Source organism: Pseudomonas sp. SWRI50 (genome assembly GCF_014269095.1).
Classification (GTDB): domain Bacteria; phylum Pseudomonadota; class Gammaproteobacteria; order Pseudomonadales; family Pseudomonadaceae; genus Aquipseudomonas; species Aquipseudomonas kermanshahensis.
Genome location: NZ_JABWRW010000006.1, coordinates 216,427 through 241,945, shown reverse-complemented (window position 1 = coordinate 241,945; position 25,519 = coordinate 216,427). Strand labels below are relative to the sequence as shown.

Sequence of the window (25,519 nt, the reverse complement as noted above, 5' to 3'; positions counted from 1 at the left end):
GATTCCATGATGAACACCGCATTCCGCAAGCACCTGCCAGGCACCGACCTGGACTACTTCGATGCCCGCGCGGCAGTCGAGGCTATCAAGCCCGGCGCCTACGACGGGTTGCCCTACACCTCGCGCGTGCTCGCCGAAAACCTGGTGCGCCGCTGCGACCCCGCCACCCTCGACGCCTCGCTCAGCCAACTGATCGAGCGCAAGCGCGACCTCGACTTCCCGTGGTTCCCGGCGCGCGTGGTGTGCCACGACATCCTCGGCCAAACCGCTCTGGTCGACCTGGCCGGCCTGCGTGACGCCATTGCCGACAAGGGCGGCGACCCGGCCCAGGTCAACCCGGTGGTGCCGGTGCAGTTGATCGTCGACCACTCCCTGGCGGTCGAATGCGGTGGTTTCGACCCACAGGCGTTCGAGAAAAACCGTGCCATCGAAGACCGCCGTAACGAAGACCGTTTCCACTTCATCAACTGGACCAAGAAGGCGTTCAAGAACGTCGACGTGATCCAGCCGGGCAACGGCATCATGCACCAGATCAACCTGGAGAAGATGTCGCCGGTGATCCACAGCGACCGCGGCGTGGCCTACCCGGACACCTGCGTTGGCACCGACAGCCACACCCCGCATGTCGACGCCCTGGGCGTGATCGCCATTGGTGTCGGCGGCCTGGAAGCCGAGAACGTGATGCTTGGCCGTGCCTCGTGGATGCGCCTGCCGGAAATCGTCGGCGTCGAGCTGACCGGCAAGCTGGCGCCGAACATCACCGCCACCGACCTGGTGCTGGCCCTGACCGAGTTCCTGCGTAAACAGAAAGTCGTCGGCGCCTACCTGGAGTTCCATGGCGAGGGTGCCCGTGCCCTGACCCTGGGCGACCGCGCGACCATCTCCAACATGGCACCTGAATACGGCGCCACTGCGGCGATGTTCGCCATCGACCAGCAGACCATCGACTACCTCAAGCTGACCGGCCGCGAAGAGCAGCAGGTCAAGCTGGTGGAAACCTACGCCAAGGCCACCGGCCTGTGGGCCGACAGCCTGGCCGGCGCCGTCTACGAGCGTACCCTGAGCTTCGACCTGTCGAGCGTGGTGCGCAACATGGCCGGCCCGTCCAACCCGCATGCCCGCGTGGCCACCAGCGACCTGGCGGCCAAGGGCATCGCCGGGGCTTGGGAAGACGTCCCGGGGCAAATGCCGGACGGCGCGGTCATCATCGCCGCCATCACCAGTTGCACCAACACCAGCAACCCGCGAAACGTGATCGCTGCGGGCCTTTTGGCGCGCAATGCCAACAAGCTGGGCCTGGCGCGCAAGCCCTGGGTCAAATCCTCGCTGGCGCCAGGCTCCAAGGCTGTGCAGCTGTACCTGGAAGAAGCGGGGCTTGAGAAAGAGCTGGAGCACCTGGGCTTTGGCATCGTCGCTTTCGCCTGCACCACCTGCAACGGCATGTCCGGTGCGTTGGACCCGGTGATCCAGCAAGAGATCGTCGAGCGTGACCTGTATGCCACTGCGGTGTTGTCGGGTAACCGCAACTTTGACGGGCGCATCCACCCTTACGCCAAGCAGGCGTTCCTGGCCTCGCCGCCGCTGGTGGTGGCCTACGCCATCGCCGGGACCATCCGGTTCGACATCGAGAAGGACGTGCTGGGCGTGGTTGACGGCAAGGAAATCCGCCTCAAGGATATCTGGCCGAGCGATGAAGAAATCGACGCCGTGGTGCGTGCCTCGGTCAAGCCGGAGCAGTTCCGCAAGGTCTACATCCCCATGTTCGCCATCGAGGAAGACCGTGGGCCGAAGGTGGCGCCGCTGTACGCGTGGCGCCCGATGAGCACCTATATCCGCCGTCCGCCGTACTGGGAAGGCGCCCTGGCCGGTGAGCGCACCCTGCGTGGCATGCGCCCGCTGGCGGTGCTGCCGGACAACATCACCACCGATCACCTGTCACCGTCCAACGCCATCATGATGGACAGCGCGGCGGGGGAATACCTGGCGAAAATGGGCCTGCCGGAGGAGGACTTCAACTCCTACGCCACCCACCGTGGCGACCACCTGACCGCCCAGCGCGCCACGTTCGCCAACCCCAAGCTGTTCAACGAAATGGTGCGCCAGGACGACGGCAGCGTGAAACAGGGCTCGTTGGCGCGCATCGAGCCGGAAGGCAAGGTGACCCGCATGTGGGAGGCGATCGAGACCTACATGGAGCGCAAGCAGCCGCTGATCATCGTCGCTGGTGCCGACTACGGCCAGGGCTCGTCCCGTGACTGGGCGGCCAAGGGGGTGCGCCTGGCGGGTGTCGAGGCGATCGTCGCCGAAGGCTTCGAACGCATTCACCGCACCAACCTGGTGGGCATGGGCGTGCTGCCGCTGGAGTTCAAGCCGGGTACGGACCGCAACACCCTGGGTCTGGATGGCAGTGAGACCTATGATGTGCTCGGTGAGCGCAAGCCGCGTGCAACGCTGACGCTGGTGGTTACCCGTCGCAATGGCGAGCGGGTCGAGGTGCCGGTGACCTGCCGCCTGGATACCGCCGAGGAAGTGTCGATCTACGAGGCGGGCGGGGTGCTGCAGCGCTTTGCCCAAGACTTCCTCGAAGCTTCTGCTTGAGTGTTTGGGGCTGCTTTGCAGCCCATCGCCGGCAAGCCGGCTCCTACAGGGATAGCGCTTTGCGCCGTAGCTGTAGGAGCTGGCTTGCCGGCGATGGGCCGCGCAGCGGACCTAAGGGTTATTGCATTTTCAGACAGGACAGCACAGCAATGGCACACGCACCACAAATCAAGATCCCCGCCACCTACATCCGTGGCGGTACCAGCAAAGGCGTATTCTTCCGCCTGGACGACCTCCCCGAGCAGGCGCAGATCCCAGGCCCAGCCCGCGATGCGCTGCTGTTGCGGGTCATCGGCAGCCCCGACCCCTACGGCAAGCAGATCGATGGCATGGGCGGCGCCACCTCGAGCACCAGTAAAACGGTGATCCTCTCGCGCAGCATCAAGCCCGAACACGACGTCGACTATCTGTTTGGCCAGGTCAGCATCGACAAGGCCTTCGTCGACTGGAGCGGTAACTGCGGCAATCTGTCTGCCGCAGTCGGTTCCTTCGCCATCAGCAGCGGCCTGGTCGACCCGGCGCGGGTGCCGCGTGACGGCATCGCGACCGTGCGCATCTGGCAGGCCAATATCGGCAAGACCATCATCGCCCACGTGCCAATCACCGAAGGTGAAGTGCAGGAAACCGGGGATTTCGAACTCGATGGCGTGACCTTCCCGGCGGCCGAGGTTCAGCTGGAGTTCCTGGACCCAGCTGCCGACGAAGAGGGCGCAGGTGGGTCGATGTTCCCAACCGGCAACCTGGTAGATGACCTGGAAGTGCCAGGGGTTGGCACGTTCAAGGCAACCCTGATCAATGCGGGTATCCCGACCATCTTCGTCAATGCCAGCGATATCGGCTACACCGGCGCCGAGCTGCAAGACGCGATCAACGGTGACCCGCAAGCGCTGCTGCGCTTCGAGACAATCCGTGCCTATGGCGCCGTGCGCATGGGGCTGATCGAGCATGTCGACCAGGCGGCCGGGCGTCAGCACACGCCGAAAGTGGCCTTCGTCGCGCCACCGAGCACCTACACTGCGTCCAGTGGCAAGGTGGTTGCGGCGGCTGACATCGACCTGCTGGTGCGTGCGTTGTCCATGGGCAAGCTGCACCACGCGATGATGGGCACTGCTGCGGTCGCCATCGGTACCGCTGCCGCCATCCCAGGCACGCTGGTCAACCTCGCCGCCGGCGGGCGCGAGCGCAGTGCCGTACGGTTCGGTCACCCTTCCGGCACCCTGCGGGTTGGCGCCGAAGCGCGTCAGGTGAAGGGCGAATGGACGGTGACCAAGGCAATCATGAGCCGCAGTGCTCGCGTGCTGATGGAAGGCTGGGTGAGGGTGCCTGGCGATAGCTTCTGACGCACCACTGGCGCTCGGCGTTCGATGACTGGGGCCGCTTCGCGGCCCATCGCCGGCAAGCCGGCTCCCACTCCGAACCTGTGGGAGCCGGCTTGCCGGCGATGGGCTGCCAGGCAGCCCCACAATCACAGGAGCTGCAAATGAGCGCCAACGTGGACCTTAACCAGCGCCCCGACTACGACCGGGTGCTGCAGACCCTCGCCGATTACGTCCTCACCTACCGGGTCGAATCCCTGGAGGCACTGGACACCGCGCGCAACTGCCTGATGGACACCCTGGGCTGCGGCCTGCTGGCCCTGCGCTTCCCCGAGTGCACCAAACACCTCGGCCCGCTGGTGGAAGGCACGGTGGTGCCGAATGGCGCCCGTGTGCCCGGCACCGCCTACCGCCTCGATCCGGTCAAAGCCGCCTGGGACATTGGCTGCATCGTGCGCTGGCTGGACTACAACGACACCTGGCTGGCCGCCGAGTGGGCGCACCCTTCGGACAACCTCGGCGGCATTTTGGCCGTGGCCGATCACCTGTCGCAAAAACACGTAGCAAAGGGTGAAAGCCCACTGCTGATGCGCGAAGTGCTCGAAGCCATGGTCATGGCGCACGAGATCCAGGGCGTGTTGGCGCTGGAGAATTCGTTCAATCGTGTGGGCCTAGACCACGTGATCCTGGTCAAAGTGGCCTCCACGGCCGTGTGCGCCAAGCTGATGGGGGCCAACCGCGAGCAACTGCTGTCGGCGTTGTCGCATGCCTTTGTCGATGGCCAGGCGCTGCGTACCTACCGCCATGCACCCAACGCAGGCTCGCGCAAGTCCTGGGCTGCCGGCGATGCGTCCAGCCGGGGCGTGCGCCTGGCCGATATCGCGCTGCGTGGCGAGATGGGTGTGCCTGGCGTGCTCACGGCGCCGCAATGGGGTTTCTATGACGTCTCATTCAGTCATACCAACAAGGACCTGGCGCTCAAGCCCTCTGCCCAGCAGGAGTTGCGCCTTCCGCAGCCCTTGGCCAGCTATGTGATGGAGAACGTGCTGTTCAAAGTCAGTTTTCCGGCCGAGTTCCACGCCCAGACGGCCTGTGAAGCCGCCGTGCTGCTGCACCCGCAGGTGCGCAATCGCCTGCATGAGGTGGACCGTATTGTCATTACCACGCAGGAGTCGGCCATTCGCATCATCTCCAAGGTCGGCTCACTGGCCAATGCCGCTGACCGTGATCACTGCCTGCAGTACATGGTGGCGGTGCCGCTGATTTTTGGGCATCTGGTGGCCGAGCATTACGAGGATGTCTTCCACGCCGCCCACCCGAGTATCGACCGCCTGCGCGACAAGATGGAGGTGGTCGAGGACCCGCGCTTCACCCGTGAATACCTGGAGGCTGACAAGCGCTCGATCGCCAACGGCTTGCAGGTGTTTTTCAAGGATGGCAGCAGCACCGAGCAGGTCGTGGTGGAGTACCCGGTCGGGCACAGGCGTCGGCGCGGGGAGGGCATACCGTTGCTGGAGTCGAAGTTCAGGGAGAACCTGGCGACGCGGTTTGCGCGGCAGCGGTGTGAGGCGATTTTCGAGCTGTGCGAGGATCAGCAAAAGCTGGAGGCGACGGCGGTGCACAGGTTTGTGGATTTGTTCGTGATGTGAGGTTGCCAGTGCGCTCCTCTTCGCGGGGCAAGCCCGCTCCTACAGGGGCCGAGCAAACCTTGACTGCCCCCAGAAAATTGGATGGGTGTCCAACTTCTTGGGGACAGTCCAAACCCGTGGGAGCGGGCTTGCCCCGGGGAGAGGCCTGAAAGGGCAATAAAAAACCCCAGCATTTCTGCTGGGGTTTTTTCTTACAGCTTACTGCTGATTACGCCTGAACAACCGGGATTTTGGCGTTGGCCGCAGCCTCGCGGAACTCGGCGATCTGGTCGAAGCTCAGGTAGCGGTAGACGTCGGCAGCCATGCTGTCGATGTCTTTCGCGTACTGCATGTACTCTTCGACGGTCGGCAGTTTGCCGATGATCGAAGCGACAGCAGCCAGCTCGGCCGATGCCAGGTACACGTTGGTCGCGTCGCCCAGACGGTTCGGGAAGTTACGGGTCGAGGTGGAAACCACGGTCGAACCGGTCTGCACACGTGCCTGGTTACCCATGCACAGCGAGCAGCCTGGCATTTCCATGCGCGCACCGGCCTTGCCGTAGATGCCGTAGTAGCCTTCTTCGGTCAGCTGGTGAGCGTCCATCTTGGTTGGCGGGGCCAGCCACAGACGGGTCGGAATGCCACCCTTGACCTTCTCCAGCAGCTTGCCGGCTGCGCGGAAGTGGCCGATGTTGGTCATGCACGAACCGATGAACACTTCGTCGATCTTCTCGCCTTGTACCGAAGACAGCAGGCGGGCATCGTCCGGGTCGTTCGGCGCGCAGAGCACAGGCTCTTTGACGTCGGCCAGGTCGATTTCGATGATTTCGGCGTATTCGGCATCGGCGTCGGCCGACAGCAGCTCAGGCTTGGCCAGCCAGGCTTCCATGGCCTGGGCGCGACGCTCCAGGGTGCGGGCATCGCCGTAGCCTTCGCCGATCATCCAGCGCAGCAGGGTGATGTTGGAAGTCAGGTACTCGGCGATGGCCTTTTCTGGCAGCTTGATGGTGCAACCGGCAGCCGAACGTTCAGCCGAGGCGTCGGACAGTTCGAACGCTTGCTCGACGGTCAGTTCGTCCAGGCCTTCGATTTCCAGGATGCGGCCGGAGAAGGCGTTTTTCTTGCCCTTCTTCTCGACGGTCAGCAGGCCCTTCTGGATGGCGTAGTAAGGGATGGCGTGAACCAGGTCACGCAGGGTGATGCCAGGTTGCAGCTTGCCCTTGAAACGCACCAGGATCGACTCTGGCATGTCCAGCGGCATGACGCCGGTGGCGGCAGCGAAGGCCACCAGGCCGGAACCGGCCGGGAACGAGATGCCGATCGGGAAGCGGGTGTGCGAGTCACCACCGGTGCCGACGGTGTCAGGCATCAGCATGCGGTTCAGCCAGCTGTGGATGATGCCGTCGCCTGGGCGCAGCGACACGCCGCCACGGGTGCGGATGAAGTCTGGCAGGGTGTGGTGGGTGGTGACGTCGATCGGCTTCGGATAGGCCGCAGTGTGGCAGAACGACTGCATGACCAGGTCAGCGGAGAAGCCCAGGCACGCCAGGTCTTTCAGCTCGTCGCGGGTCATCGGGCCAGTGGTGTCCTGGGAACCGACGGTGGTCATCTTCGGCTCGCAGTAGGCACCTGGGCGCACGCCCTGGCCTTCTGGCAGGCCGCATGCACGGCCGACCATCTTCTGCGCCAGGGTGAAGCCCTTGGTCGAAGCGGCAGGCTGCTCCGGTTTCTTGAACAGGTCGACAGGGCCCAGGCCCAGCTCGGCGCGGGCTTTATCGGTCAGGCCACGGCCAACGATCAGCGGGATACGACCACCTGCGCGGACTTCGTCCAGCAGCACTTCGGTTTTCAGCTCGAAGTTGGTGACCAGTTCGTCGCTGCCGTGACGGCGCACTTCACCTTTGAACGGGTAGACGTCGATGACGTCGCCCATGGCCAGGTTGGTGCAGTCGAACTCGATTGGCAGGGCGCCGGCGTCTTCCATGGTGTTGTAGAAGATCGGGGCGATCTTGGTGCCGAAGCAGAAGCCACCGGCGCGCTTGTTCGGCACGTACGGAATGTCGTCACCGAAGAACCACAGCACCGAGTTGGTGGCGGATTTACGCGACGAACCGGTACCGACCACGTCACCCACGTAGGCAACTGGGAAGCCTTTGGCCTTGACCGCTTCGATCTGGGCCAGAGGGCCGACCGACCCTGGCTGCTGTGGCTCAATGCCGTCACGGGCCATTTTCAGCATGGCCAGGGCGTGCAGCGGGATGTCAGGGCGCGACCAGGCGTCCGGGGCAGGGGACAGGTCGTCGGTGTTGGTTTCGCCAGGCACCTTGAACACGGTCAGGGTGTACTTGTCGGCGATGGCCGGACGCGAGGTGAACCACTCGCCGGCAGCCCAGGACTCGAGCACGGCCTTGGCGTGGACGTTGCCCGCCTTGGCTTTTTCGGCCACGTCGTGGAAGGCATCGAACATCAGCAGGGTGTGCTTGAGCTTTTCGGCCGCGACGGCGCCCAGTTCGGCGTCATCCAGCAGCGCGACCAGCGTTTCGATGTTGTAGCCGCCCTGCATGGTGCCCAACAGCTCGGTCGCGAGCTTGCGGTCGACCAGCGGGGATTTTGCTTCGCCCTTGGCCACGGCGGACAGGAAAGCAGCCTTGACGTAGGCAGCTTCGTCTACCCCTGGCGGTACACGGTTGGTGAGCAGGTCTACGAGGAAGGCTTCTTCGCCGGCCGGCGGGTTTTTCAGCAGCTCGACCAGGCCTGCAGTTTGTTCGGCGTTCAGCGGCTGGGGCACGATACCCAGGGCGGCACGCTCTTCGATGTGTTTGCGGTAGGCTTCAAGCACAGTTATTACCCTCATCAGTGGTCCCTAAAGGGAGTCCGGGACGCTCATCCAGCATTCCCTGCACCCATGCGCAATGACGGCTTCTTGGGCCGCCCAGCCAGGGTCGCAGAGAATCCTTACAGAAGCTGCTTTCAAAGTTTTACGCCTGCAGAACGGGGAGCTGATGAGGGCTGGCACGGGCATGCGAGGGTGCATGGCCCGGGCCAACGCCGTTCTACCGGATTAACTGTGCTCGTGACGCTTTGAAAACAGCTTCCAACGGACATTGTTGCCTTGAAAAGGCCGGGTGATTCTACGGCAAAAAAAGCCTGAAGGTAAGGCGGCGAAGATGACTTTAACGAGTGACCCTGGTTAGACAAAGGGCTAACATGGGCCCGTGTTCCACCGCCAAGCCGTTGTTTTTCATGTCCAACAAGTCCATCAAGACCCCTTGCGTCGGCCTGTGCTCCACGGTGTACGGAGACACCGTATGCCGTGGCTGCAAGCGTTTTCACCATGAAGTGATCAACTGGAACGGCTACGACGACGCGCAGAAGCGCGCCGTGTGGCTGCGTCTGGAGCAATTGCTGGTGCAGGTGATGATGGCCAAGCTGGAAGTCTTCGACAAAAGCCTGCTGCGCCTGCAATTGGAGCAGCGCTCCATCCGCTTTGTGGAGCAACAGTCGGAATACTGCTGGGCCTACCAGTTGATCGCCCGTGGGGCACGGATGATCCGCGACCTGGAGGCTTACGGCATGGTATTGCTGCCGGAGTTTCGAGGCTGGGAACTGCCGCAGTTGCGCGACGCCATCGACCGCGAGTTCTTTCTGCTGTCCGAGGCGCATTACCAGCGCTATATCGCACCGAGCTTCTTGCGCGATGCCCTGGAGAATGGGCAGGGCTGAAATTTCACTGGCCTCTTCGCGGGGCAAGCCCGCTCCCACAAGTGCCCTACAGTATTCAGAGTTTGCGGGGCACGTGTGGGAGCGGGCTTGCCCCGCGAAGAGGCCGGAATATTTCTCGGCTCAGTCGCCGGTATATTCACACCCGCTGGTGCAGGTCTCGTGAATGCGCACCTTCGACAGTTCTGGCAGCAATGGTTTGACCTGCTCCCAGATCCACTTGGCGATCACTTCGCTGGTGGGATTTTCAAGGCCTGGAATGTCATTCAGGTAGTTGTGGTCCAGCTGTTCGTAGATCGGCTTGAAGATCGCCTTGATCTCGGAAAAATCACGAATCCACCCGGTGTGCGGGTCAAGCGGGCCGGTCAGGTGCAGGCCGACCTTGAACGAGTGACCATGCAGGCGACCACACTTGTGCCCGGCAGGGACGTGCGGCAGGCGGTGGGCCGATTCGAATGTGAACTCTTTGAAAATTTCCACGCTGTCAGAACTCTGTATGAATCAAGAATGCGCGCAGTTTATCATGGCGCCAGCTGTTTTCAGGTTGAATTAAGGACCGCTGGGTAATCTTAACCCCGTAGACAACTTGAACATCTCTCAGGAGAGAAGACACGATGAAAACCTTGACTGCCCTGTTCACCGCCGCCGCCCTTACCCTGGGCGCCAATGCCGCTTTCGCCAAGGACGTTCAGCCTGACGAAGTGGTCAAACTGGTCAACGCCAAGACCATCAAGTCGCTGGATGAGCTGAAAGCCACCGCCATGGCCAAGCACCCAGGCGCCACGGTCAAAGACTCGGAACTTGAAGACGAATACGGCCGCTACATCTACAAGGTCGAGCTGCGCGACGCACAGAACGTCGAGTGGGACGTCGACCTGGATGCCAAGACCGGTGAAGTACTCAAGGACGCACGAGACAACTGATGATCCCCTTACCGCGGCCGGCGCGATACCTGGCGCTTTCGCTGCTGGCTGTCTGCTCCCTGGCGGCTGCCCGTGACCTGGATCAGGACGAGGCCCTGGCACTGCGCCAGAAGGGCGTCATCCTGCCGCTCGAGCAGCTGCTGGAAACCGCCCTGGGGCGTCACCCCGGGGCGCGTTTGCTGGAGGCCGAGCTGGAAGAAGACGACGATCGCTACGAATACGAAGTCGAGTTGCTGACTGCCGAAGGTGTGGTCCGCGAAATCAAGCTAGACGCCAGTACCGGTGCCCTGCTCAAAGACGAGGAAGACGACTGAATGCGCCTGTTGCTTGTCGAGGACAATGTCCCGCTGGCCGATGAACTGATCGCCGGCCTGCAGCGCCAGGGCTACGCCGTGGACTGGCTGGCCGATGGCCGCGATGCGGTGTACCAGGGCCAGAGCGAACCCTACGACCTGATTATCCTGGACCTCGGCTTGTCAGGCTTGCCGGGGCTCGACGTGCTCGCCCAGTGGCGTGCCGCTGGCCTGGCCACGCCAGTGCTGGTGCTGACCGCCCGCGGCTCCTGGGCCGAGCGCATCGAAGGCCTCAAGGCCGGTGCCGACGACTACCTGAGCAAACCCTTCCACCCCGAAGAGTTGCAGTTGCGCATCCAGGCGTTACTGCGCCGTGCCCGTGGCCTGGCCAACCAGCCCACCTTGGAAGCCGCCGGCCTGCACCTGGATGAAAGCCGGCAGTGCGTGAGCCGTGACGGTGTCGATATCCAGCTGACCGCTGCCGAGTTTCGGCTGCTGCGTTATTTCATGCTGCATCCGCAGCAGATCCTGTCCAAGAGCCATCTGGCCGAGCACCTTTACGATGGCGAGACGGAGCGCGATTCCAACGTCCTTGAAGTGCACGTCAACCACCTGCGCCGCAAGTTGGGCCGCAGTGTGATCGAGACGCGCCGCGGGCAAGGCTATATCTACGCCGGGAGCGTTGCGTGAAGTCGATTCAGGCGCGGTTGAGCCTGGGTTTGGTGGCCGTGCTGGTGGTGGTGGGTGTGGTGCTGGCGCAACTCACCCTGTGGCTGTTCGAGGCGGGCCTGCAGCGCTACCTGGAAAACGGCTTGCGCAAGGAAAGCGAGAACCTGCTGGTGGCCCTGGTGCGGGGGCCTTCAGGTTTGCAGTTGGATGAGCGGCGCATTTCTGCGGCCTATCAGCGGCCGTTTTCCGGGTATTACTTTCGCATCGATTTTGACAACGGTACCTGGCGCTCGCGTTCGCTGTGGGACCTGGACATGCCCAAGCCCGCCGCTCTTGGGCTTTCCGATAGCCACGAGCTGGGCCCAGAGGGGCAGCAATTGCTGGCGCTGCGTGCTGACTATCGCCGCCTAGGCCAGGACATCTCGATCAGTGTGGCGCAGGATTACTCACCGGTGCGTGAAGGCTTCCGGCGCATGCAGCAGATCGGCCTGGGCATGGGGCTGGTGGCGTTGATACTGGTGCTGGTGCTCCAGCGCGTCACGGTTAAGCGCTCATTGCGCCCGCTGGAGCGTGCCCGCCAGCAGATCGCCCAGTTGCAACAAGGGCAGCGCTCGCAACTGGATGCCGAAGTGCCTGTCGAGCTGGCGCCGCTGGTGGGGCAGATCAACCACTTGCTGAGCCACACCGAAGACAGCCTGCGGCGCTCGCGCAATGCCTTGGGCAACCTTGGCCATGCGCTGAAGACGCCGTTGGCGGTCTTGCTGAGCCTGGCGTCCAGCGCGCGTTTGGAGGGCCTGCCGGACGTGCGCGAGCAAATGCGCGCGCAGCTTGAGCACATTCAGCAGCGCCTGGCACGCGAACTCAACCGCGCTCGCCTGGCGGGTGACGCCTTGCCCGGTGCCCAGTTCGATTGCGATGCCGAATTGCCGGGGTTGTTGAGCACCTTGGGCATGATCCACGGTGAAGGCCTGTTGCTTGAGCGGGACGTACCGCCTGGGCTGCTGTTGCCGTGGGACCGCGAGGACGTTCTAGAGTTATTAGGCAACCTGCTGGACAACGCTTGCAAATGGGCAGACTGCGAAGTACGCCTGGGCATTGCACCGAGCGACGGCGGTTACCGGCTGTGGGTCGACGATGATGGCCCAGGTATTCCAGAAAGCCAGCGCCTGCAGGTGCTGGAGCGGGGCTCGCGGCTGGATGAGCAGGTCGATGGGCATGGCCTTGGGCTGGGCATCGTGCGCGATATCGTCGAGGCTTGGGGCGGGCAACTGGCGTTGCTTCAGAGCCCGTTGGGCGGGTTGCGGGTGAGCATCGACTTGCCGCGCAGGGCTAGATAATGCCGGGGCCGCTTCGCGCCCCTTTCGCGACGCAAGGCCGCGCCCACAGAACTGTCGCAGCGGGCCTGTGAGCAGATCACCACTGCAAAAAAATTGCAGTACAGGCGCATTTTTTTGAATTGGCCCTCGCCAATCCCACCCGGCACAATCCCCGCACGAAACTTCCCAGTTTCCATCTCTCCACGGACGGAGCCCCTTGCGCTATTGCTCTGGCAATACAGGGCCCAGGCCAGCGCGGCTGGGCTTTCTTTTTAACCAGAAAAACTACGATTTCGATTATTCACATGCCTGCTTCGCGTTCTGAAAGTCGTCTGCAGCGGCTGTTGCCCGCACCCCTGAATATCCCCCCCAAAGAATGGCTGCGCGCTGGTATCGGCGCCTTGCTTGGCTTGTTCTTGGCCGGCTGGCTGACCAGCATGGCCTATGGCCATGGTATCGCTTTGCACCTTCTGGGCCCTTTGGCCGCTTCGGCAGTGTTGGTATTTGCCGTGCATTCCGGCCCTTTGGCCCAGCCCTGGCCCGTGCTGGGCAGTTACGCCCTGGCGGGCGCCGTCGGCCTGGCCATGCGCCAGGGTTTCGGGCCTGAGCTTTGGGTGGCTGCTACTGCCCTGGCGCTCTCGGTACTGGTGATGTGCCTGTTGCGCTGCCTGCACCCACCGGGCGGCGGTGTGGCGGTCAGTGCGGTGCTGGCCGACCCGGGCCTGACCGCGTTAGGGGATCACCTGCTGGAGCCGGTGCTGCTCAATGCGCTGATTCTGGTGGCAGTGGCGGTGGTCTACAACCGCCTGACTGGCGTGCGTTACCCCAAAGGCACGGCCCCACGCAAAGAGCTGCATCACACCCACGACCCGCTGCCCAGCGAGCGTGTCGGGGTCAGCGGCGCCGACCTGGACCAGGCCCTTGAAGAGCTGGGCGAGTTCGTCGATGTCACCCGGGACGAACTGGAGCGCATCATCCTCGCCACCGAACAGCATGCCTTGCAGCGCAGCCTGGGCGGTATCACAGCAGCCTCCGTGATGTCGCGTGATGTGCAGTTCGCGTCACCGGACACCACCCTGGAGCAGGCGTGGAAGCTGCTGGCCAGCCACCACCTGAAAACCCTGCCGGTGCTCCAGCATGGCAAGCTGGTCGGCATCGTCAGCTTAAGTGACCTGGTAGGGCCGGCCATGCAGCATGGGCGGTTCCGCTGGCGCGGCCTGTTCGGGCGCAAGGCAGTGCGCATGGAGCAGGTGATGAGCCGGCGGGTGGTCAGTGTCAGCAGCCAGCACCCGCTGGAGCGCCTGCTGCCTTTGCTGTGCGAACAAGGGCTGCACTGTCTGCCGGTGCTCGACAACGGCCAACTGGTCGGGGTGGTCACCCAGACCGACCTTATCGCCGGCCTCAAGCGCCAATTACTGAGCGCCGCCGGCAGTGCCTCAGATAACCGGGTCCCAGCGCTGTGACCAATCGCTGGCGCCGGCAGCCACCAGCTGGCGGAGTATCGCGAAGGCCTGTTGCAGCGCTTCGCTGTCGCGCTTGCGCGGGTACACCAGAAACGTCGGATAGGTGAACTCTGGCGCCTGCGGCACGCGCTCGAACACGCCGCTGTCCAGGTAAGCCTGCACCACGCGGGTACGGAAGTAGCCACTGCCGCCCTGGTCGAGGATGAACTGCAGGGCCAGCGGCCCGAGGTTGAAACTCAGTGCCGGGCGCGCGCAGTCGGGCAGGGCGGCGTCGTGCTGGCGGCGGAACGCCTCGCCCCAGTCGATATAGATGTACGGGTCAGGCTGATCGACCCGGCGCACGCGGATCAGCTTCTCTTCCATCAACTGCTCAACTTGCAGGCCTGGCCCGTAGGTCGGCTGATAGACCAGCGCGGCGTCCAGCAGGCCCATTTCGACCTTGCGCAGCAGCGATTCGCCGTCGCTCACTTCGCTGCGGATGGCATGGCTGGGCAGTTCGCGGTGCAGCGCACTGACCCAGTCGAGCATCATCGGGTTGCCCAGGCTCACTTCGCCGCCCACATGCAGTACCTGCTGGCAACCTTCGGGCAGCGGCAGGTCGCGGCGCGCCGCTTCCCAGGTCTGCACCAGCTGGTTGGCATAGCTGACGAAGGCCTCACCATCGCTGGTCAGGCTGGCGCCGTTGCGGCTGCGCACGAACAACTGGCAGCCCAATTGCTGCTCAAGGCGCTGGACCCGCGCCGTGATCGCCGTTTGTGACACGAACAGGCGTTCGGCGGCGGCGACCAGGCTGCCGCAGCGCACGATTTCCAGAAAGGTACGGGCCTGATCGATGTCCATGGGCTGCTCGGTGGCTAAAAGGGGCGGCCTATTCTAGAGGCTTTGCACCGTTATGGGGCGTATTCGTGTTATCTGCAAATTTGCAGGTCGGTTGTGACTTTAGTCCCATGGCGCGCCCGGCGTGGCGGTCCATACTCAAGTTTCGCCCTTCTATAACAACAAGTACCGGGTTCCCTTCGACATGAGCTATCAGCACAGCTACGCCCACTCCATCGCCGACCCTGCCGCGTTCTGGGCCGAGCAAGCCGCGCACCTGGCCTGGCACCGCAAGCCTTCCCTGACCTTGCAGGAAAACCCTGACGGCACCCACCGCTGGTTTGCTGACGGCCGCCTGAACAGCTGCCACCTGGCACTCGACCATCAGATCGAACAAGGCCGTGGCGAGCAGTTGGCGCTGATCTACGACTCGCCGGTGACCGGTACTCAACAGACGTATACCTACCGCCAGCTACGCGACGAGGTGGCACGCCTGGCCGGTTTGCTGCGCCAATTGGGGGTTGGCAAGGGCGATGGGGTGATCATCTACATGCCCATGGTGCCGCAGGCGGCCATGGCCATGCTGGCGTGCGCGCGGATAGGCGCGGTGCATTCGGTGGTGTTCGGCGGTTTTGCCGCCAACGAGCTGGCCTTGCGCATCGATGATGCCCGGCCCACGTTGCTGCTGACGGCGTCCTGTGGCCTGGAGTTCGACCGGGTAATCGAATACAAGCCGCTGGTCGATCGTGCCCTGCAGTTGGCCCGTCACCAGCCGCGCAACGTGCTGGTCCTGCAACGCCCCCAGGCCACCGCCCAGTTGCAGCCAGGCCGCGACCTGGACTGGCAGCAGGCATTGGCAACGGCCGAGCCGGTGGCCCCTGTCGAGCTGGACGCCGGTGACCCGCTGTACATCATGTACACCTCCGGTACCACCGGAAAGCCCAAGGGCATCGTGCGTGAAAACGGCGGCAACGCGGTTGCGCTGTGCTATGCCATGCGCCACATCTACGGCATGCAGGCGGGCGATGTGTGGTGGGGTATTTCTGACGTGGGTTGGGTGGTGGGCCATTCGCTGATCGTCTACGGGCCGTTGATGAGTGGCTGCACCACGGTGTTCTACGAAGGCAAGCCGATCCGCACCCCGGACGCCTCCGCCTACTGGCGCGTGGTCGAGCAATACAAGGTCAACGCGTTATTTTGCGCGCCGACCGCCATGCGGGCCATCCGCAAGGAAGACCCGGACGGTGAGCTGATCAAAGGACACGACCTGAGCTCGCTGCGCCAGTTGTTCCTGGCGGGGGAAAAACTCGATTCAAGCACCCACGAATGGCTGGAGCGGGTCACTGGCAAACCTGTGCACGACCATTGGTGGCAAACCGAGACCGGCTGGCCGGTCACCGCGCCCTGCGTTGGGCTGGAGGGCAGCGCGGCGCGTGCAGGGTCGAGCAATCGCGCAGTGCCGGGTTACCACGTGCGTGTATTGGACGATGACGGCCATGTGCTGGGGCCGAACCACCAGGGGTCGATCGTAATCGCGCTGCCGTTGCCGCCTGGGTGCAGCCAGACGCTGTGGGGCGATCACGAGCGCTACCTGCAAGCGTACCTGCGCACCTACCCGGGCTACTACCACACGGGCGATGGCGGCTACTTGGACGATGACGGCTTCGTCTACATCATGGGGCGCACGGACGACGTGATCAACGTCTCTGGGCATCGCCTGTCCACCGGTGAAATGGAGGACCTGGTGGCGCGTCACCCGGCCGTGGCCGAGTGCGCGGTGATCGGCGTGCATGACGATATCAAGGGTCAGGTGCCGCTGGCGCTGGTGGTGCTGAAAGATGGCGAGGGCATTGCCGAATCGCAGTTGCTGGTGGACCTGGTCGGCAGTGTGCGCGAAGAAATCGGTGCGCTGGCGTGTTTCAACCGGGTGCGGTTGGTCAAGCGGCTGCCCAAGACCCGGTCGGGGAAAATTTTGCGCGCGGTGCTGCGCAAGATTGCCGATGGGCAGGACTATGTGCCACCGTCGACCTTGGATGATCCGGCGGTGTTAGGGGAGATCGAGGCGGTGTTGGCGGACCTGCCACGGGCGGGTTGATTCGGTGGTATTGATGGCCCATTCGCGGGGCAAGCCCGCTCCCACAGGAAGCCCCCGGATTTCAGGTTCGGTGACATGCCGGTGGGGCTTGCCCCGCGAATGCGCCAGTTCAGCCAATAAAGTACTCAGGCCCCACCTGATGCAACTGCCCCAAGCGGCTGCGGGTGCGCATCAGGTCGGCAATCGCTCCGCCCAGGCTTTCGTCCAGCGGCCGCCGCCCGATCACTGTCACCTGCTTGTCCTGGTCATACAGCACATCCACCAGGTTGACGAACCGCTGCTGTGCTGCCAGCGAACATTCAGACAGGTCGTCCAGCCCATCGATCACCCACGCATCGTACTGCGCCGCCAGTGCCAGGTAATCGATCACCGCGGTGGGCTGTTCGCACAGGTCGTCGAAGGCGAACATCACCTGCCGGTCGTTACTGGCCAGCACGCGCAGGCTGCGTTTATTGATGTCCAATGTGGCCGGCTGCGCGTCCGGTACGTTCACCGTCTGGCGTTGCTCGGCAGTGCCGGGCCACACATAGTGCCCCTGGGTAAAACGCTGATGCTCGCGGTTGGCCGGCAGGCTGCGAAAGTCGGTGTCGCCACCGACTTCCAGCACCTGCATGCGCCCGTTGATCAGGCGGATCACCGGCAGGAAGCGTTCGTGGTATAGCGGATTGGGCAGCAGGCCTTCAGGTGCATAGTTCGACGTTACCAACAGGAAAACCCCACGCTCGAACAGCGCCGTGAACAGCCGAGTGAGCAGCATGGCATCGCCGATGTCATGCACATGGAACTCGTCGAAGCACAACACCCGGCACTGGCCAATCAGCTCGTCCAAGGTAGCGCCCAGTGCATCGTCCAGCGCGCGGTGGCGGTGCATGCCCTGGTGCAGGCGGGCAAAAAAATCATGGAAGTGCAGGCGTCGTTTGGCCTCTACCGGCACAGCCTGGAAAAACCCGTCGAGCAGCCAGCTTTTGCCGCGGCCGACCGAGCCATGCAGGTACAGGCTGCACGGTTGCCCGTGTTCCAGCTGCGCCAGTTGCTCGGCCATGCTGTGGATGACCCGGCGTTGGCCGTCACTGAGCTGGTAGCCACGGCTGCACGCCTTGTCTTCGAACCAGGCCAGCAGTTCGCTTTCAGGGGCAGTGTTGGCGCGCAGGCGCTGGCCGAGCTGACGCAGCGGGGTAGGGATCCAGGCAGGCAAATCGATAGCTCCTTGGTCGATGGCAGTGCAGGGCGCAGCTTGCGCGACGGTCGCCATTTTGACCAATAGAGAAAGCAGTGGGCAATGATCGCCTGACGAGATAGGTCGAGCGCCCGCTTAGGCTTTGCGCTCCAGCTGGCGCTCGATCATGTACTTCACCGTCAAGCGGCGCTCTTTGAGGTGGCGCAGGTCCTCGTCGACGAAGTTGCCGGCCGAGATCGATTCGGCGGCCAGCACCTGGTTGTCGATGTCCATGTACTCGTCCAGCAGGCGGTCGAGGGCTTTGTCTTGCTGGCGACGTTGCTGGACGATTTCTCGCGGGTAGTGCAGGTCTTGGTAAAGGTCGTGTGAGACAGGCATGGATACCTCCTTGGTCAATGAATGCGCCTATCTGATTGGAAAGGTGAAATGCGAATGTGTTGAAGCCATGCAGGCGGAAAGCGACGGATGGTTGCCGGGATGGGGTATTGGCAGAGGGAAGGAACTAACTTGCTGTTTTAAAGCATTTTTTTTACATCAGGGGGTTCACAGGCCGAAAGAATGTTGTTAAAGTGCCGCGCATTCCAAGACAACAACCCAGTTGTCACTCAGTTGGAATTGTCAGAGCAGCGTTTGCTGCATCTCGATACAGGGGCGTCGCCAAGCGGTAAGGCAGCAGGTTTTGATCCTGCCATGCGTTGGTTCGAATCCAGCCGCCCCTGCCATTTTCTGATTCAACTTATTATGTCTTCCCGGTGCTTAGCCAGATAAGCGCTGGGTTTTGTCGTTTCTGTTCTTAAGTCCCGCCATGCCCGCCAAACTGTAGGAGCAGCCTTGTGCTGCGAAGAGGCCGGCAGCCGCAGCGGACATTCCCTGACGGTCACTGGCCTCTTCGCAGCACAAGGCTGCTCCTACAGTTGGCGTGCGTACAGCAGGTACAGCTGGCAAGCATACAACAGGTGCTGTAAAGCTACGCCGAGACCCGCAGCAATTCACTCAGCACCCGCGCCAATTCTTCGGCCTGCACTGGCTTTTGAATCACCAGGCTACCGGGCAGCTCCAACCCTTCCAGCTCCGCATACCCCGTCAGAAACACCACCGGTAAACGCGGGTGTCGCTCGCGCGCTGCCAAGGCCAACTGCGCGCCATTGAATTCGGGCATGGCGAAATCGGTCAGCAGCAGGTCGATGCCGTCGTCGAGCAATGCCAGTGCCTGTTCGCCGCTGTGTGCCTGGCGCACCTGATAGCCGTACTGGCGCAGCACATCGCCGAGCATGTCGCGTACCAGGTGGTCGTCATCCACCAGCAAGACAGTGTGGTTTTGGCCACTGTCACCGATCGGCTGGGAAACCTCTGGCACCACGGGCTCGCTCTGCGCTTCACCCTTGACCGCCGGCAGGTACACCGCCACTTGGGTGCCGCGCCCGGGCACGGTGTCAATGCGCACGCCGCCACCCGACTGCTTGGCGAAGCCAAACACCTGGGCCAGGCCAAGCCCCGAACCCTTGCCGATGTCCTTGGTGGTGAAAAACGGCTCGAACACTTTGGCCAGCACATCTTCGCTCATGCCGCAGCCGGTATCGCGGATGCTCAGCATCACGTACTCGCCAGGGTCCGGGTCTTCCGGGCGCTGGGGGCGGGCCTCGATGTGTGTGTTGCGGGTGTAGAGGGTCAGTTGGCCGCCGTCGGGCATGGCGTCGCGGGCATTGATCGCCAGGTTGAGGATGATCATCTCGGTCTGGGTCGGGTCGGTCAGTGCTTGCCACAGGTGCGGGTCCAGGTCCAGGCGCACCGACACGTTACCGCCCAGGGTGCGGCGCAGCAGTTCTTCAAGACCGGCCAGTGTCCGGTTCAGGTTCAGCGGCACGGGCTCCAGGCGCTGGCGCCGGGAGAAGGCCAGCAACTGCGAGGTCAGCTTGGCACCGCGTTCGCCTGCTTCACGGATGTGTGTGAGGCGGGTACGTGCTTTGTCCAGGTCGGCCTTGTTGAGGTCCCGTTCAAGGAAGCTGGCACCGGTGAGGATCACCGTCAGCAGGTTGTTGAAGTCGTGCGCCACACCCGCGGTCAACTGGCCGACCGCTTCCAGGCGCTGCATCTGTTGCAGCGCAGCCTCGATACGCTCGCGTTCGGTGATTTGTTCACGCAGGCGGGTGTTGGCCTCGGCCAGCCCCAGGGCGGACTCGCGCTCGCTGGTGATGTCGCGGGCCACCACGTACAGCAGGGTGTCTTCGGGTACCACCACCCAAGACAGCCAGCGTTGCTGGCCGCCGGCATGCAGGATGCGGCCGACAAAGCGCGCGCTGGTGCGGCCGTGGGCGAGGGCGGCCAGCTCCGTGAGGAAAAGCTCCTGATCGGACTCGGGCAGCAGGTGCAACAGTGACGTTTGGCTCAGGCGTTCGCGCGAAAGGCCCAGGCTGGCTTCCCAGGCTGGGTTGAGGGCGACCGGAGTGAGGTCTTTGTTCAGCACCGCCAACAAGTCTTGCGACAGCTCCCAGGCGCGGTCGCGTTCACGGGTACGGCGCTCGACCCGTTCGCCAAGCATCTCGTTCAATTGCTTGAGGGCGAGGGTGGCCTGGCGTTGGGTGTGAATGTCCTGCAGCACGCCAGAAAAGCGCACGCACTGGTCATCGACGAACTGGCTCTGGCCGCTGCTGAGCAGCCAGCGGGGTTCCAGGCCGTGGGGTTGCGCGATGCGGAACTCGACCCGGTAGTGGCCGCCGCTCTCGGGGCGCATGGCATGCTCCACGGCGTCGCGGACCATGGCCAGGTCTTCGGGGTAGATACCCGCGAAGAACACATCCAGGGTCATTTCGGTACTGGTGGGCAGCCCGAACAAGGTCTTGCAGCGGTCGTCCCACAGCAACAGGCCTTCCTGTGGGCGCAGGTCCCAGGTGCCCATGCCGGCGGCGTCGATGGCGATGCGGGCGCGCGCCTCGACATCCGCCAGCGCTTCTTCGGCGCGGCGCCGACGCTGGCGTTCCTGCACTTCGGTCAACGCCCGGCGCACGGCCTTTGGCAGCAGCGGCAGGTTTTTTTTCAGTACATAGTCGGTGGCACCCAGGCGGATCATCTCCACCGCGTGCTCTTCGCCGTAGATGCCGGAGAGGAAGATGAACGGGGTGTCTGGCGCCAGGCGCTGGGCGATGGCCAGCACGTCGGTACCGGACGAGCCGGGCAGCACACAGTCGCAAAGGATCAGGTCGTAGTGGCTCTCACGCAGGGCGTGTTCGACGCCGACATGATCGAATACCAACTGCGACTGAACGTGCAGCCCGCTGCGCTCTAGGCGCAGCAGGGTCAGCTCGGCGTCCATCGAGCTGTCTTCGACCATCAAGAGTTTCAGCGGCGTTGGCAGCATGTTCGCGTTGGCCTCAGTTGCTGCCGCGGCGGTTTAGGCGCAGCGAGCCGGGTGGCGGTTCGTTGAGCACGGCCCAGAACACCCCGAGGTCGGAGATGGCGGCGACGAATTCCTTGAATTCCACGGGCTTGACCACGTAGGCATTGACCCCCAGTTCGTAGGCGCGCAACAGGTCGGGCTCCTCCCGCGACGACGTTAGCATCACGGTCGGGATGCTGCGCAGGTCAGGGGTGGTGCGAACTTCCTTGAGCACTTCCAGGCCATCGACTTTGGGCAGTTTCAGGTCCAGCAGCAGCACGGCGGGGTTGCCACCGTCGCGTTCGGCATAGGCATTGCGGCGCAACAGGTAGTCGAGCGCATCGGCGCCGTCACGCAGCACGATGACTTCGTTGGCCAACTGGCTGCGCTCCAGCGCCAGCAGCGTCAGCTCCAGGTCCCGGGGGTTGTCTTCTACCAGCAGGATAGGTTTGAGCATGATGGTACAGGGGCCTCATGTAGTCGCGGCGGGGCGCGGGAGGGTGAAATGGAAACTGGCGCCCTGGTCGATCTGGCCTTCGGCCCAGACACGGCCGTCATGGCGCTCAATGATGCGGCGTACGCTTGCCAGGCCTATCCCGGTGCCTTCGAAGTCTTCCATGCGGTGCAGGCGCTGGAACACGCCGAACAGTTTGTTGGCGTAGGCCATGTCGAAGCCTACGCCGTTATCGCGGATGCACACCTCGACCTCGTCTGGGTGCTCCTGGGCGCGGATCTCGATGCGCGCAGGGTCGCGACCGCGGGTGTATTTGATGGCGTTGCCAATCAGGTTTTGCAGCGCCAGGTTGATGAACGCCGGGTCAGCGATCACCTTGGGCAGGGGGGCGATGTCCCAGACAATTTCGCGGCCCTGGTAGTCCGGTGCCAGCTCGGCGCGTATGGCGTCGACCAGGGCATTGAGGTCGACATCCGACAGGCGCAGGGCCGAGCGGCCCATTTGCGAGAAATTCAGTAGGTTGTCTACCAGGCTGCCAGCGAATTGCGCGGCTTCGCCAATGTGCTGCAGAAAACGCCGGCCACGCTCGCTAAGGCCCTGGCCTTCGATTTCGCCGAGCAACTCGGTGTACCCCGCAATGTGCCGCAAGGGCGCACGCAGGTCGTGGGACACGCTGTAGGAAAAGGCTTCGAGTTCTTTGTTCGAGCGGCGCAGTTCGCCGGCCAGTTGTGCCAGCTCTTCGGCCTTGCGCAGGACGATGCCCAGCACGGCAGTACGCAGCTCCACCACGCCTTCGACGATCAACGGGTCCCAGGCTTGGCAAAAGCCGCGTACTTCTTCCTGCCAGCGTTCAAAGCTGTGGCGTGGGTCAAGCTGGCCTTGCGGCCCGACCTGTTTGCTTGGCTGCCCGGCCCAGTTGACCGTGCGCACCTGCTCGGGGCGGAACCACAGCAGGTAGTGCGAGTGGATTTGAGAGATGGCCACTGCCAGCACACCGCCGACATGGTCTGCCAGTTCAGGCAGCTCGTCGATGTCGCGGCGTACGTTGTCGCTGTGGAAGACCGTGTCTTCACCGCGCTGGGCCAACCAGTGCACCAGCGCCGTGACTTGCGCCTGCGGTGGCGTCTTGCCGATCAGGTCGCAACGGTCGGCGGAGATCACTGCGGCGCCGCTGGCACCGGCAAACTCCAGCAGCACATCGGGCAGGTCGCGCAGGCCCTCACTGACGCTGTCGTGATCGGCCATCGACGAGATCATCCGCACGATGTGCTGGCGCAGGTCGAGCAGGGTACGCGTGCTGGCGTGGGATTCACGCGACTCGATCTGCAGCGACAACACGCTGGCCAGCAGCTCACAGGCGGTACGGGTACGCAGGTCCACCGGGCGTGGCTGGTCATGGTGGCAGGACACCAGCCCCCACAGTTGCCCGTCGACCACGATCGACAGCGACATCGAGGCCAGCGTGCCCATGTTGCGCATGTATTGCAGGTGCACCGGCGACACGCTGCGCAGCGCGGCGAAACTCATGTCCAGCGCCTTGCCGGTGCGCGGGTTGGCGGCGGGTACCAGTTTGGAGGGCTGGTAGTTGGCGTCTTCGATCACGCGGATGCGGTTGACCCGATACAGTTCGCGCGCCTGGCGCGGGATGTCCGAGGCGGGGAAGCACAGGCCCAGGTAGCTGGGGTAGCCGGGGTCGGCCACCTCGGCCAGCACCTGGCCGTTGCCTTCGCTGTCGAACCGGTACGCCTTGACCCGGCCGAACCCGGTGATGCGCTTGAGCTGTTCCACCGACTGCTGCAGCAGGTCTTCAAGGCTGGCGGCCATGTGCAGGTTGCCGACGAAGCTGCGCACCAGTGGGTAGTAATCACCTTGCTCAGCCAGGTCGGCCGGCAAGCGCACGGGCTCGAACTCGACGATCAGCACCTGGTCGTGACGGTGGGCCAGCACGCGCAGCTTGTCGCGCCAGGGTGCACCCGGGCGCAGGCACACGTCGCCGATATGAAACGGAAAGGCCTCGTCGTCGGGCAGGCGTGCAAGGTGCGCGCGCATATCGAAGCTGTCACCGACCAGCTCGGCCAAGGCGCAGCCCAGCAGCTCCCTGGCGGGCAAGCCTAGCCAGTGCTCGGCGTTTTCGCTGGCCTGGAGGATGTGCAGGTCGGTCTCGTCCAGCACCAGCAGAAACCCGTGGGGCTGGATGCTGCCCGGCACCTGGATCGGCTCCTGGGCACAGCGCTCTACGGCCTCGGCGAGGGGGTTGTCTGCAGTTATCAATGAAAACGCTCCTGTCATGCCCGCCCATGCAGCGGTCACGTGTCTGGTGCAGGACGATGGTTGACATGCACCGTACCAGAATGTCGGCTGATTTGCCGGCTCATGGCCATTGGAGGCACTGTGCGACGAGGGGTTCGGTGGCATCGAAGTTTTTTTCGCGGTGGCCGCGAACGCCCGCTATCGCTTTATCGCTAATACAAAAAAATGGCTTGAAGCCATCACTGCTATTCCACCCCGCTGCTACGCTCCAATGGGTACACAGCTTCAATGCAAAGCGTCAGCACACAGCGATAAGGATTATAAAGTGACGGAACGCTTTTTGGCCGCGTTGTTTGGCCTGTTGTTGAGCGGCAGTGCCGTAGCGACGGACTTTCTCGTTGAAGTGCGGGTCCTGGTGCAGCGGGGCTGCATGCTGGTCAACCAGACGCGAGATGCCGGGGCACAAGCGTTGGGCCTGATCGACCTGGGCAGTGCCGCGCGGCTCGATGGCCCAGGCGCGCCCTTGAGCGGTGTACTGCACAGCCAGCGGCCGCCACGCTTGGAATGCAACCCCGACACGCCCTATCAGGTGCGGGTCGATGGCGGCCAGCACGGTGGCGCAGGTGAGCTGCGCTTTCTGGCCAACGACGACGGCAAGGCCCGGCCTATTCCTTATCGCTTGTATCGCGACCCCGCCTGGCGCGAGCCGTTGGCGGTCGATGTCGCGCACTCGGCGCGGGTGCCGAGCAGCGGTTCGATCGAACTCCCGCTCTATGCCCGCATCGACAAACTGGCCTGGGTACCACAGGCAGGCCTGTATGGCGACCTGCTCAAGATCACGGTCACCTGGTAAGGATGCCCCCTGCACAAGGACGCGACGCCATGAACCGCACCTCGATCCTGCTGCTTACCCTCGGCCCGCTGCTGTTGCCCGGTGGCGCGGCCCATGGCACCACCACCGGGTTCATTCAGGCGCGGCTGGTGATCAGTGCGGCCTGCCAGATCAGCAGCGGCACCGACCAGCCTGCAACCCTGGGCAACCCAGGCCTGATGGACTTCGGTGAACGTGGCCCGAACTGGGACCAGCCACTGCGCAGCCGGGTCGACGAAGTGGCCGGCGAGGGCCGCTTGCAGATCAGTTGCACGCCCGAGGTCAGGGCCTTCAACGTGCGGATCAACGGCGGCCTGAATGGCAATGACGGCGTACGGCGCCTGAGCAACGGCCGTGAACTGATCCCTTATCAACTGGCGGTGGACCCGGGTGGCAACAGCCGCTACGGCATCGGCCAGGCCCGCGCCTTCACCATCAGCAGCACCCAGCAGATACCGATTCCGATCTACGGCGTGGTAGTGGCGCAACCGCGCGCCCTGCCCGCCGGGCTGTACCGCGACACCCTGAGAGTGACCCTGGACTGGTAACCACGCAAG

The 25,519-nt window shown here is 63.6% G+C and carries 20 protein-coding genes and 1 tRNA gene; 13 read left to right on the top strand and 8 right to left on the bottom strand.

The genetic code is table 11. From position 1 onward, the window contains the following. Window positions 1-9 precede the first annotated feature (9 nt). From acnD to prpD, 3 genes are all read left to right on the top strand, one after another. Window positions 10-2,598 carry a Fe/S-dependent 2-methylisocitrate dehydratase AcnD gene (gene acnD / locus HU750_RS09495; RefSeq protein WP_186679063.1) on the top strand — a complete coding sequence of 863 codons (2,589 nt, stop codon included), beginning with the start codon at window positions 10-12 and terminating at the stop codon, window positions 2,596-2,598. Window positions 2,599-2,747: 149 nt separating this feature from the next. After that, a complete protein-coding gene (prpF, locus tag HU750_RS09490) occupies window positions 2,748-3,938 on the top strand; it encodes a 2-methylaconitate cis-trans isomerase PrpF (RefSeq protein ID WP_027593918.1) in 1,191 nt (396 codons plus the stop codon). A 140-nt stretch (window positions 3,939-4,078) separates the two neighbouring features. Next, a complete protein-coding gene (gene prpD, locus HU750_RS09485; protein ID WP_186678940.1) occupies window positions 4,079-5,563 on the top strand; it encodes a 2-methylcitrate dehydratase in 1,485 nt (494 codons plus the stop codon). A gap of 208 nt (window positions 5,564-5,771) precedes the next feature. Here prpD and acnB read toward each other — a convergent pair whose 3' ends face one another. Then, the gene (gene acnB, locus HU750_RS09480; protein ID WP_186679057.1) at window positions 5,772-8,381 is read right to left on the bottom strand and encodes a bifunctional aconitate hydratase 2/2-methylisocitrate dehydratase; all 2,610 of its coding nucleotides are present in this window, start codon (window positions 8,379-8,381) and stop codon (window positions 5,772-5,774) included. 404 nt (window positions 8,382-8,785) lie between these two features. On the opposite strand from acnB, the gene HU750_RS09475 reads away from it, so the two are divergent. Next, entirely contained in the window at window positions 8,786-9,265 is a 480-nt protein-coding gene (locus HU750_RS09475; RefSeq protein WP_172960418.1) for a DUF1289 domain-containing protein, read from the top strand. 120 nt (window positions 9,266-9,385) lie between these two features. Here the strand turns inward: HU750_RS09475 and queD are convergent, their stop codons facing one another. After that, the gene (gene queD, locus HU750_RS09470; RefSeq protein ID WP_033699061.1) at window positions 9,386-9,742 is read right to left on the bottom strand and encodes a 6-carboxytetrahydropterin synthase QueD; all 357 of its coding nucleotides are present in this window, start codon (window positions 9,740-9,742) and stop codon (window positions 9,386-9,388) included. Between the two features lie 134 nt (window positions 9,743-9,876). Here queD and HU750_RS09465 point away from each other — a divergent pair, with 134 nt between their 5' ends. The 5 genes from HU750_RS09465 to HU750_RS09445 all read left to right on the top strand — a co-directional run bounded on the left by HU750_RS09465 (window position 9,877) and on the right by HU750_RS09445 (window position 13,926). Beyond that, window positions 9,877-10,185, top strand: coding sequence for a PepSY domain-containing protein (locus tag HU750_RS09465; RefSeq protein ID WP_099429918.1), 309 nt, complete (start codon window positions 9,877-9,879; stop codon window positions 10,183-10,185). Continuing rightward, the gene (locus HU750_RS09460; RefSeq protein ID WP_186678922.1) at window positions 10,185-10,499 is read left to right on the top strand and encodes a PepSY domain-containing protein; all 315 of its coding nucleotides are present in this window, start codon (window positions 10,185-10,187) and stop codon (window positions 10,497-10,499) included. The genes HU750_RS09465 and HU750_RS09460 overlap by 1 nt, the downstream gene beginning before the upstream one ends. Continuing rightward, on the top strand, window positions 10,500-11,168 hold the full coding sequence (locus HU750_RS09455) for a response regulator transcription factor (protein WP_186678919.1): 669 nt from the start codon (window positions 10,500-10,502) through the stop codon (window positions 11,166-11,168). It begins immediately after the preceding gene. After that, a complete protein-coding gene (locus tag HU750_RS09450; RefSeq protein ID WP_186678916.1) occupies window positions 11,165-12,484 on the top strand; it encodes an ATP-binding protein in 1,320 nt (439 codons plus the stop codon). Before HU750_RS09455 ends, HU750_RS09450 begins: the two co-directional genes overlap by 4 nt. Before the next feature lie 284 nt (window positions 12,485-12,768). Beyond that, window positions 12,769-13,926, top strand: a complete 1,158-nt coding sequence (locus HU750_RS09445; protein WP_186678909.1) for an HPP family protein — start codon at window positions 12,769-12,771, stop codon at window positions 13,924-13,926. On the opposite strand, the gene HU750_RS09440 is transcribed toward HU750_RS09445, so the two are convergent. Beyond that, on the bottom strand, window positions 13,900-14,766 hold the full coding sequence (locus tag HU750_RS09440; RefSeq protein ID WP_085273236.1) for a LysR family transcriptional regulator: 867 nt from the start codon (window positions 14,764-14,766) through the stop codon (window positions 13,900-13,902). The genes HU750_RS09445 and HU750_RS09440 overlap by 27 nt on opposite strands. A gap of 181 nt (window positions 14,767-14,947) precedes the next feature. Between HU750_RS09440 and HU750_RS09435 the strand changes: the two genes are divergently transcribed. Continuing rightward, complete coding sequence (locus HU750_RS09435) at window positions 14,948-16,837, top strand: propionyl-CoA synthetase (protein ID WP_186678907.1); 1,890 nt, start codon at window positions 14,948-14,950, stop codon at window positions 16,835-16,837. Window positions 16,838-16,946: 109 nt separating this feature from the next. On the opposite strand, the gene zapE is transcribed toward HU750_RS09435, so the two are convergent. Further along, complete coding sequence (zapE, locus tag HU750_RS09430) at window positions 16,947-18,032, bottom strand: cell division protein ZapE (RefSeq protein ID WP_186678905.1); 1,086 nt, start codon at window positions 18,030-18,032, stop codon at window positions 16,947-16,949. 117 nt (window positions 18,033-18,149) lie between these two features. After that, window positions 18,150-18,392 (bottom strand): hypothetical protein, encoded by a 243-nt coding sequence (locus HU750_RS09425; RefSeq protein ID WP_027593905.1) that lies wholly within the window; start codon window positions 18,390-18,392, stop codon window positions 18,150-18,152. A 269-nt stretch (window positions 18,393-18,661) separates the two neighbouring features. Here HU750_RS09425 and HU750_RS09420 point away from each other — a divergent pair. After that, window positions 18,662-18,736, top strand: a tRNA-Gln gene (locus HU750_RS09420). A 245-nt stretch (window positions 18,737-18,981) separates the two neighbouring features. Here HU750_RS09420 and HU750_RS09415 read toward each other — a convergent pair. Genes HU750_RS09415 through HU750_RS09405 form a run of 3 tightly spaced genes read right to left on the bottom strand, consistent with a single transcriptional unit; the run spans window position 18,982 to window position 24,109 of the window. Further along, a complete protein-coding gene (locus tag HU750_RS09415; RefSeq protein WP_099453496.1) occupies window positions 18,982-21,369 on the bottom strand; it encodes a PAS domain-containing hybrid sensor histidine kinase/response regulator in 2,388 nt (795 codons plus the stop codon). 13 nt (window positions 21,370-21,382) lie between these two features. Further along, on the bottom strand, window positions 21,383-21,844 hold the full coding sequence (locus HU750_RS09410; RefSeq protein ID WP_027593903.1) for a response regulator: 462 nt from the start codon (window positions 21,842-21,844) through the stop codon (window positions 21,383-21,385). Window positions 21,845-21,859: 15 nt separating this feature from the next. After that, complete coding sequence (locus tag HU750_RS09405) at window positions 21,860-24,109, bottom strand: ATP-binding protein (protein ID WP_186679044.1); 2,250 nt, start codon at window positions 24,107-24,109, stop codon at window positions 21,860-21,862. Window positions 24,110-24,416: 307 nt separating this feature from the next. Here HU750_RS09405 and HU750_RS09400 point away from each other — a divergent pair, with 307 nt between their 5' ends. Then, window positions 24,417-24,944, top strand: a complete 528-nt coding sequence (locus HU750_RS09400) for a Csu type fimbrial protein (protein ID WP_027593901.1) — start codon at window positions 24,417-24,419, stop codon at window positions 24,942-24,944. 29 nt (window positions 24,945-24,973) lie between these two features. Then, on the top strand, window positions 24,974-25,510 hold the full coding sequence (locus HU750_RS09395; protein WP_027593900.1) for a Csu type fimbrial protein: 537 nt from the start codon (window positions 24,974-24,976) through the stop codon (window positions 25,508-25,510). Window positions 25,511-25,519 lie beyond the last annotated feature (9 nt).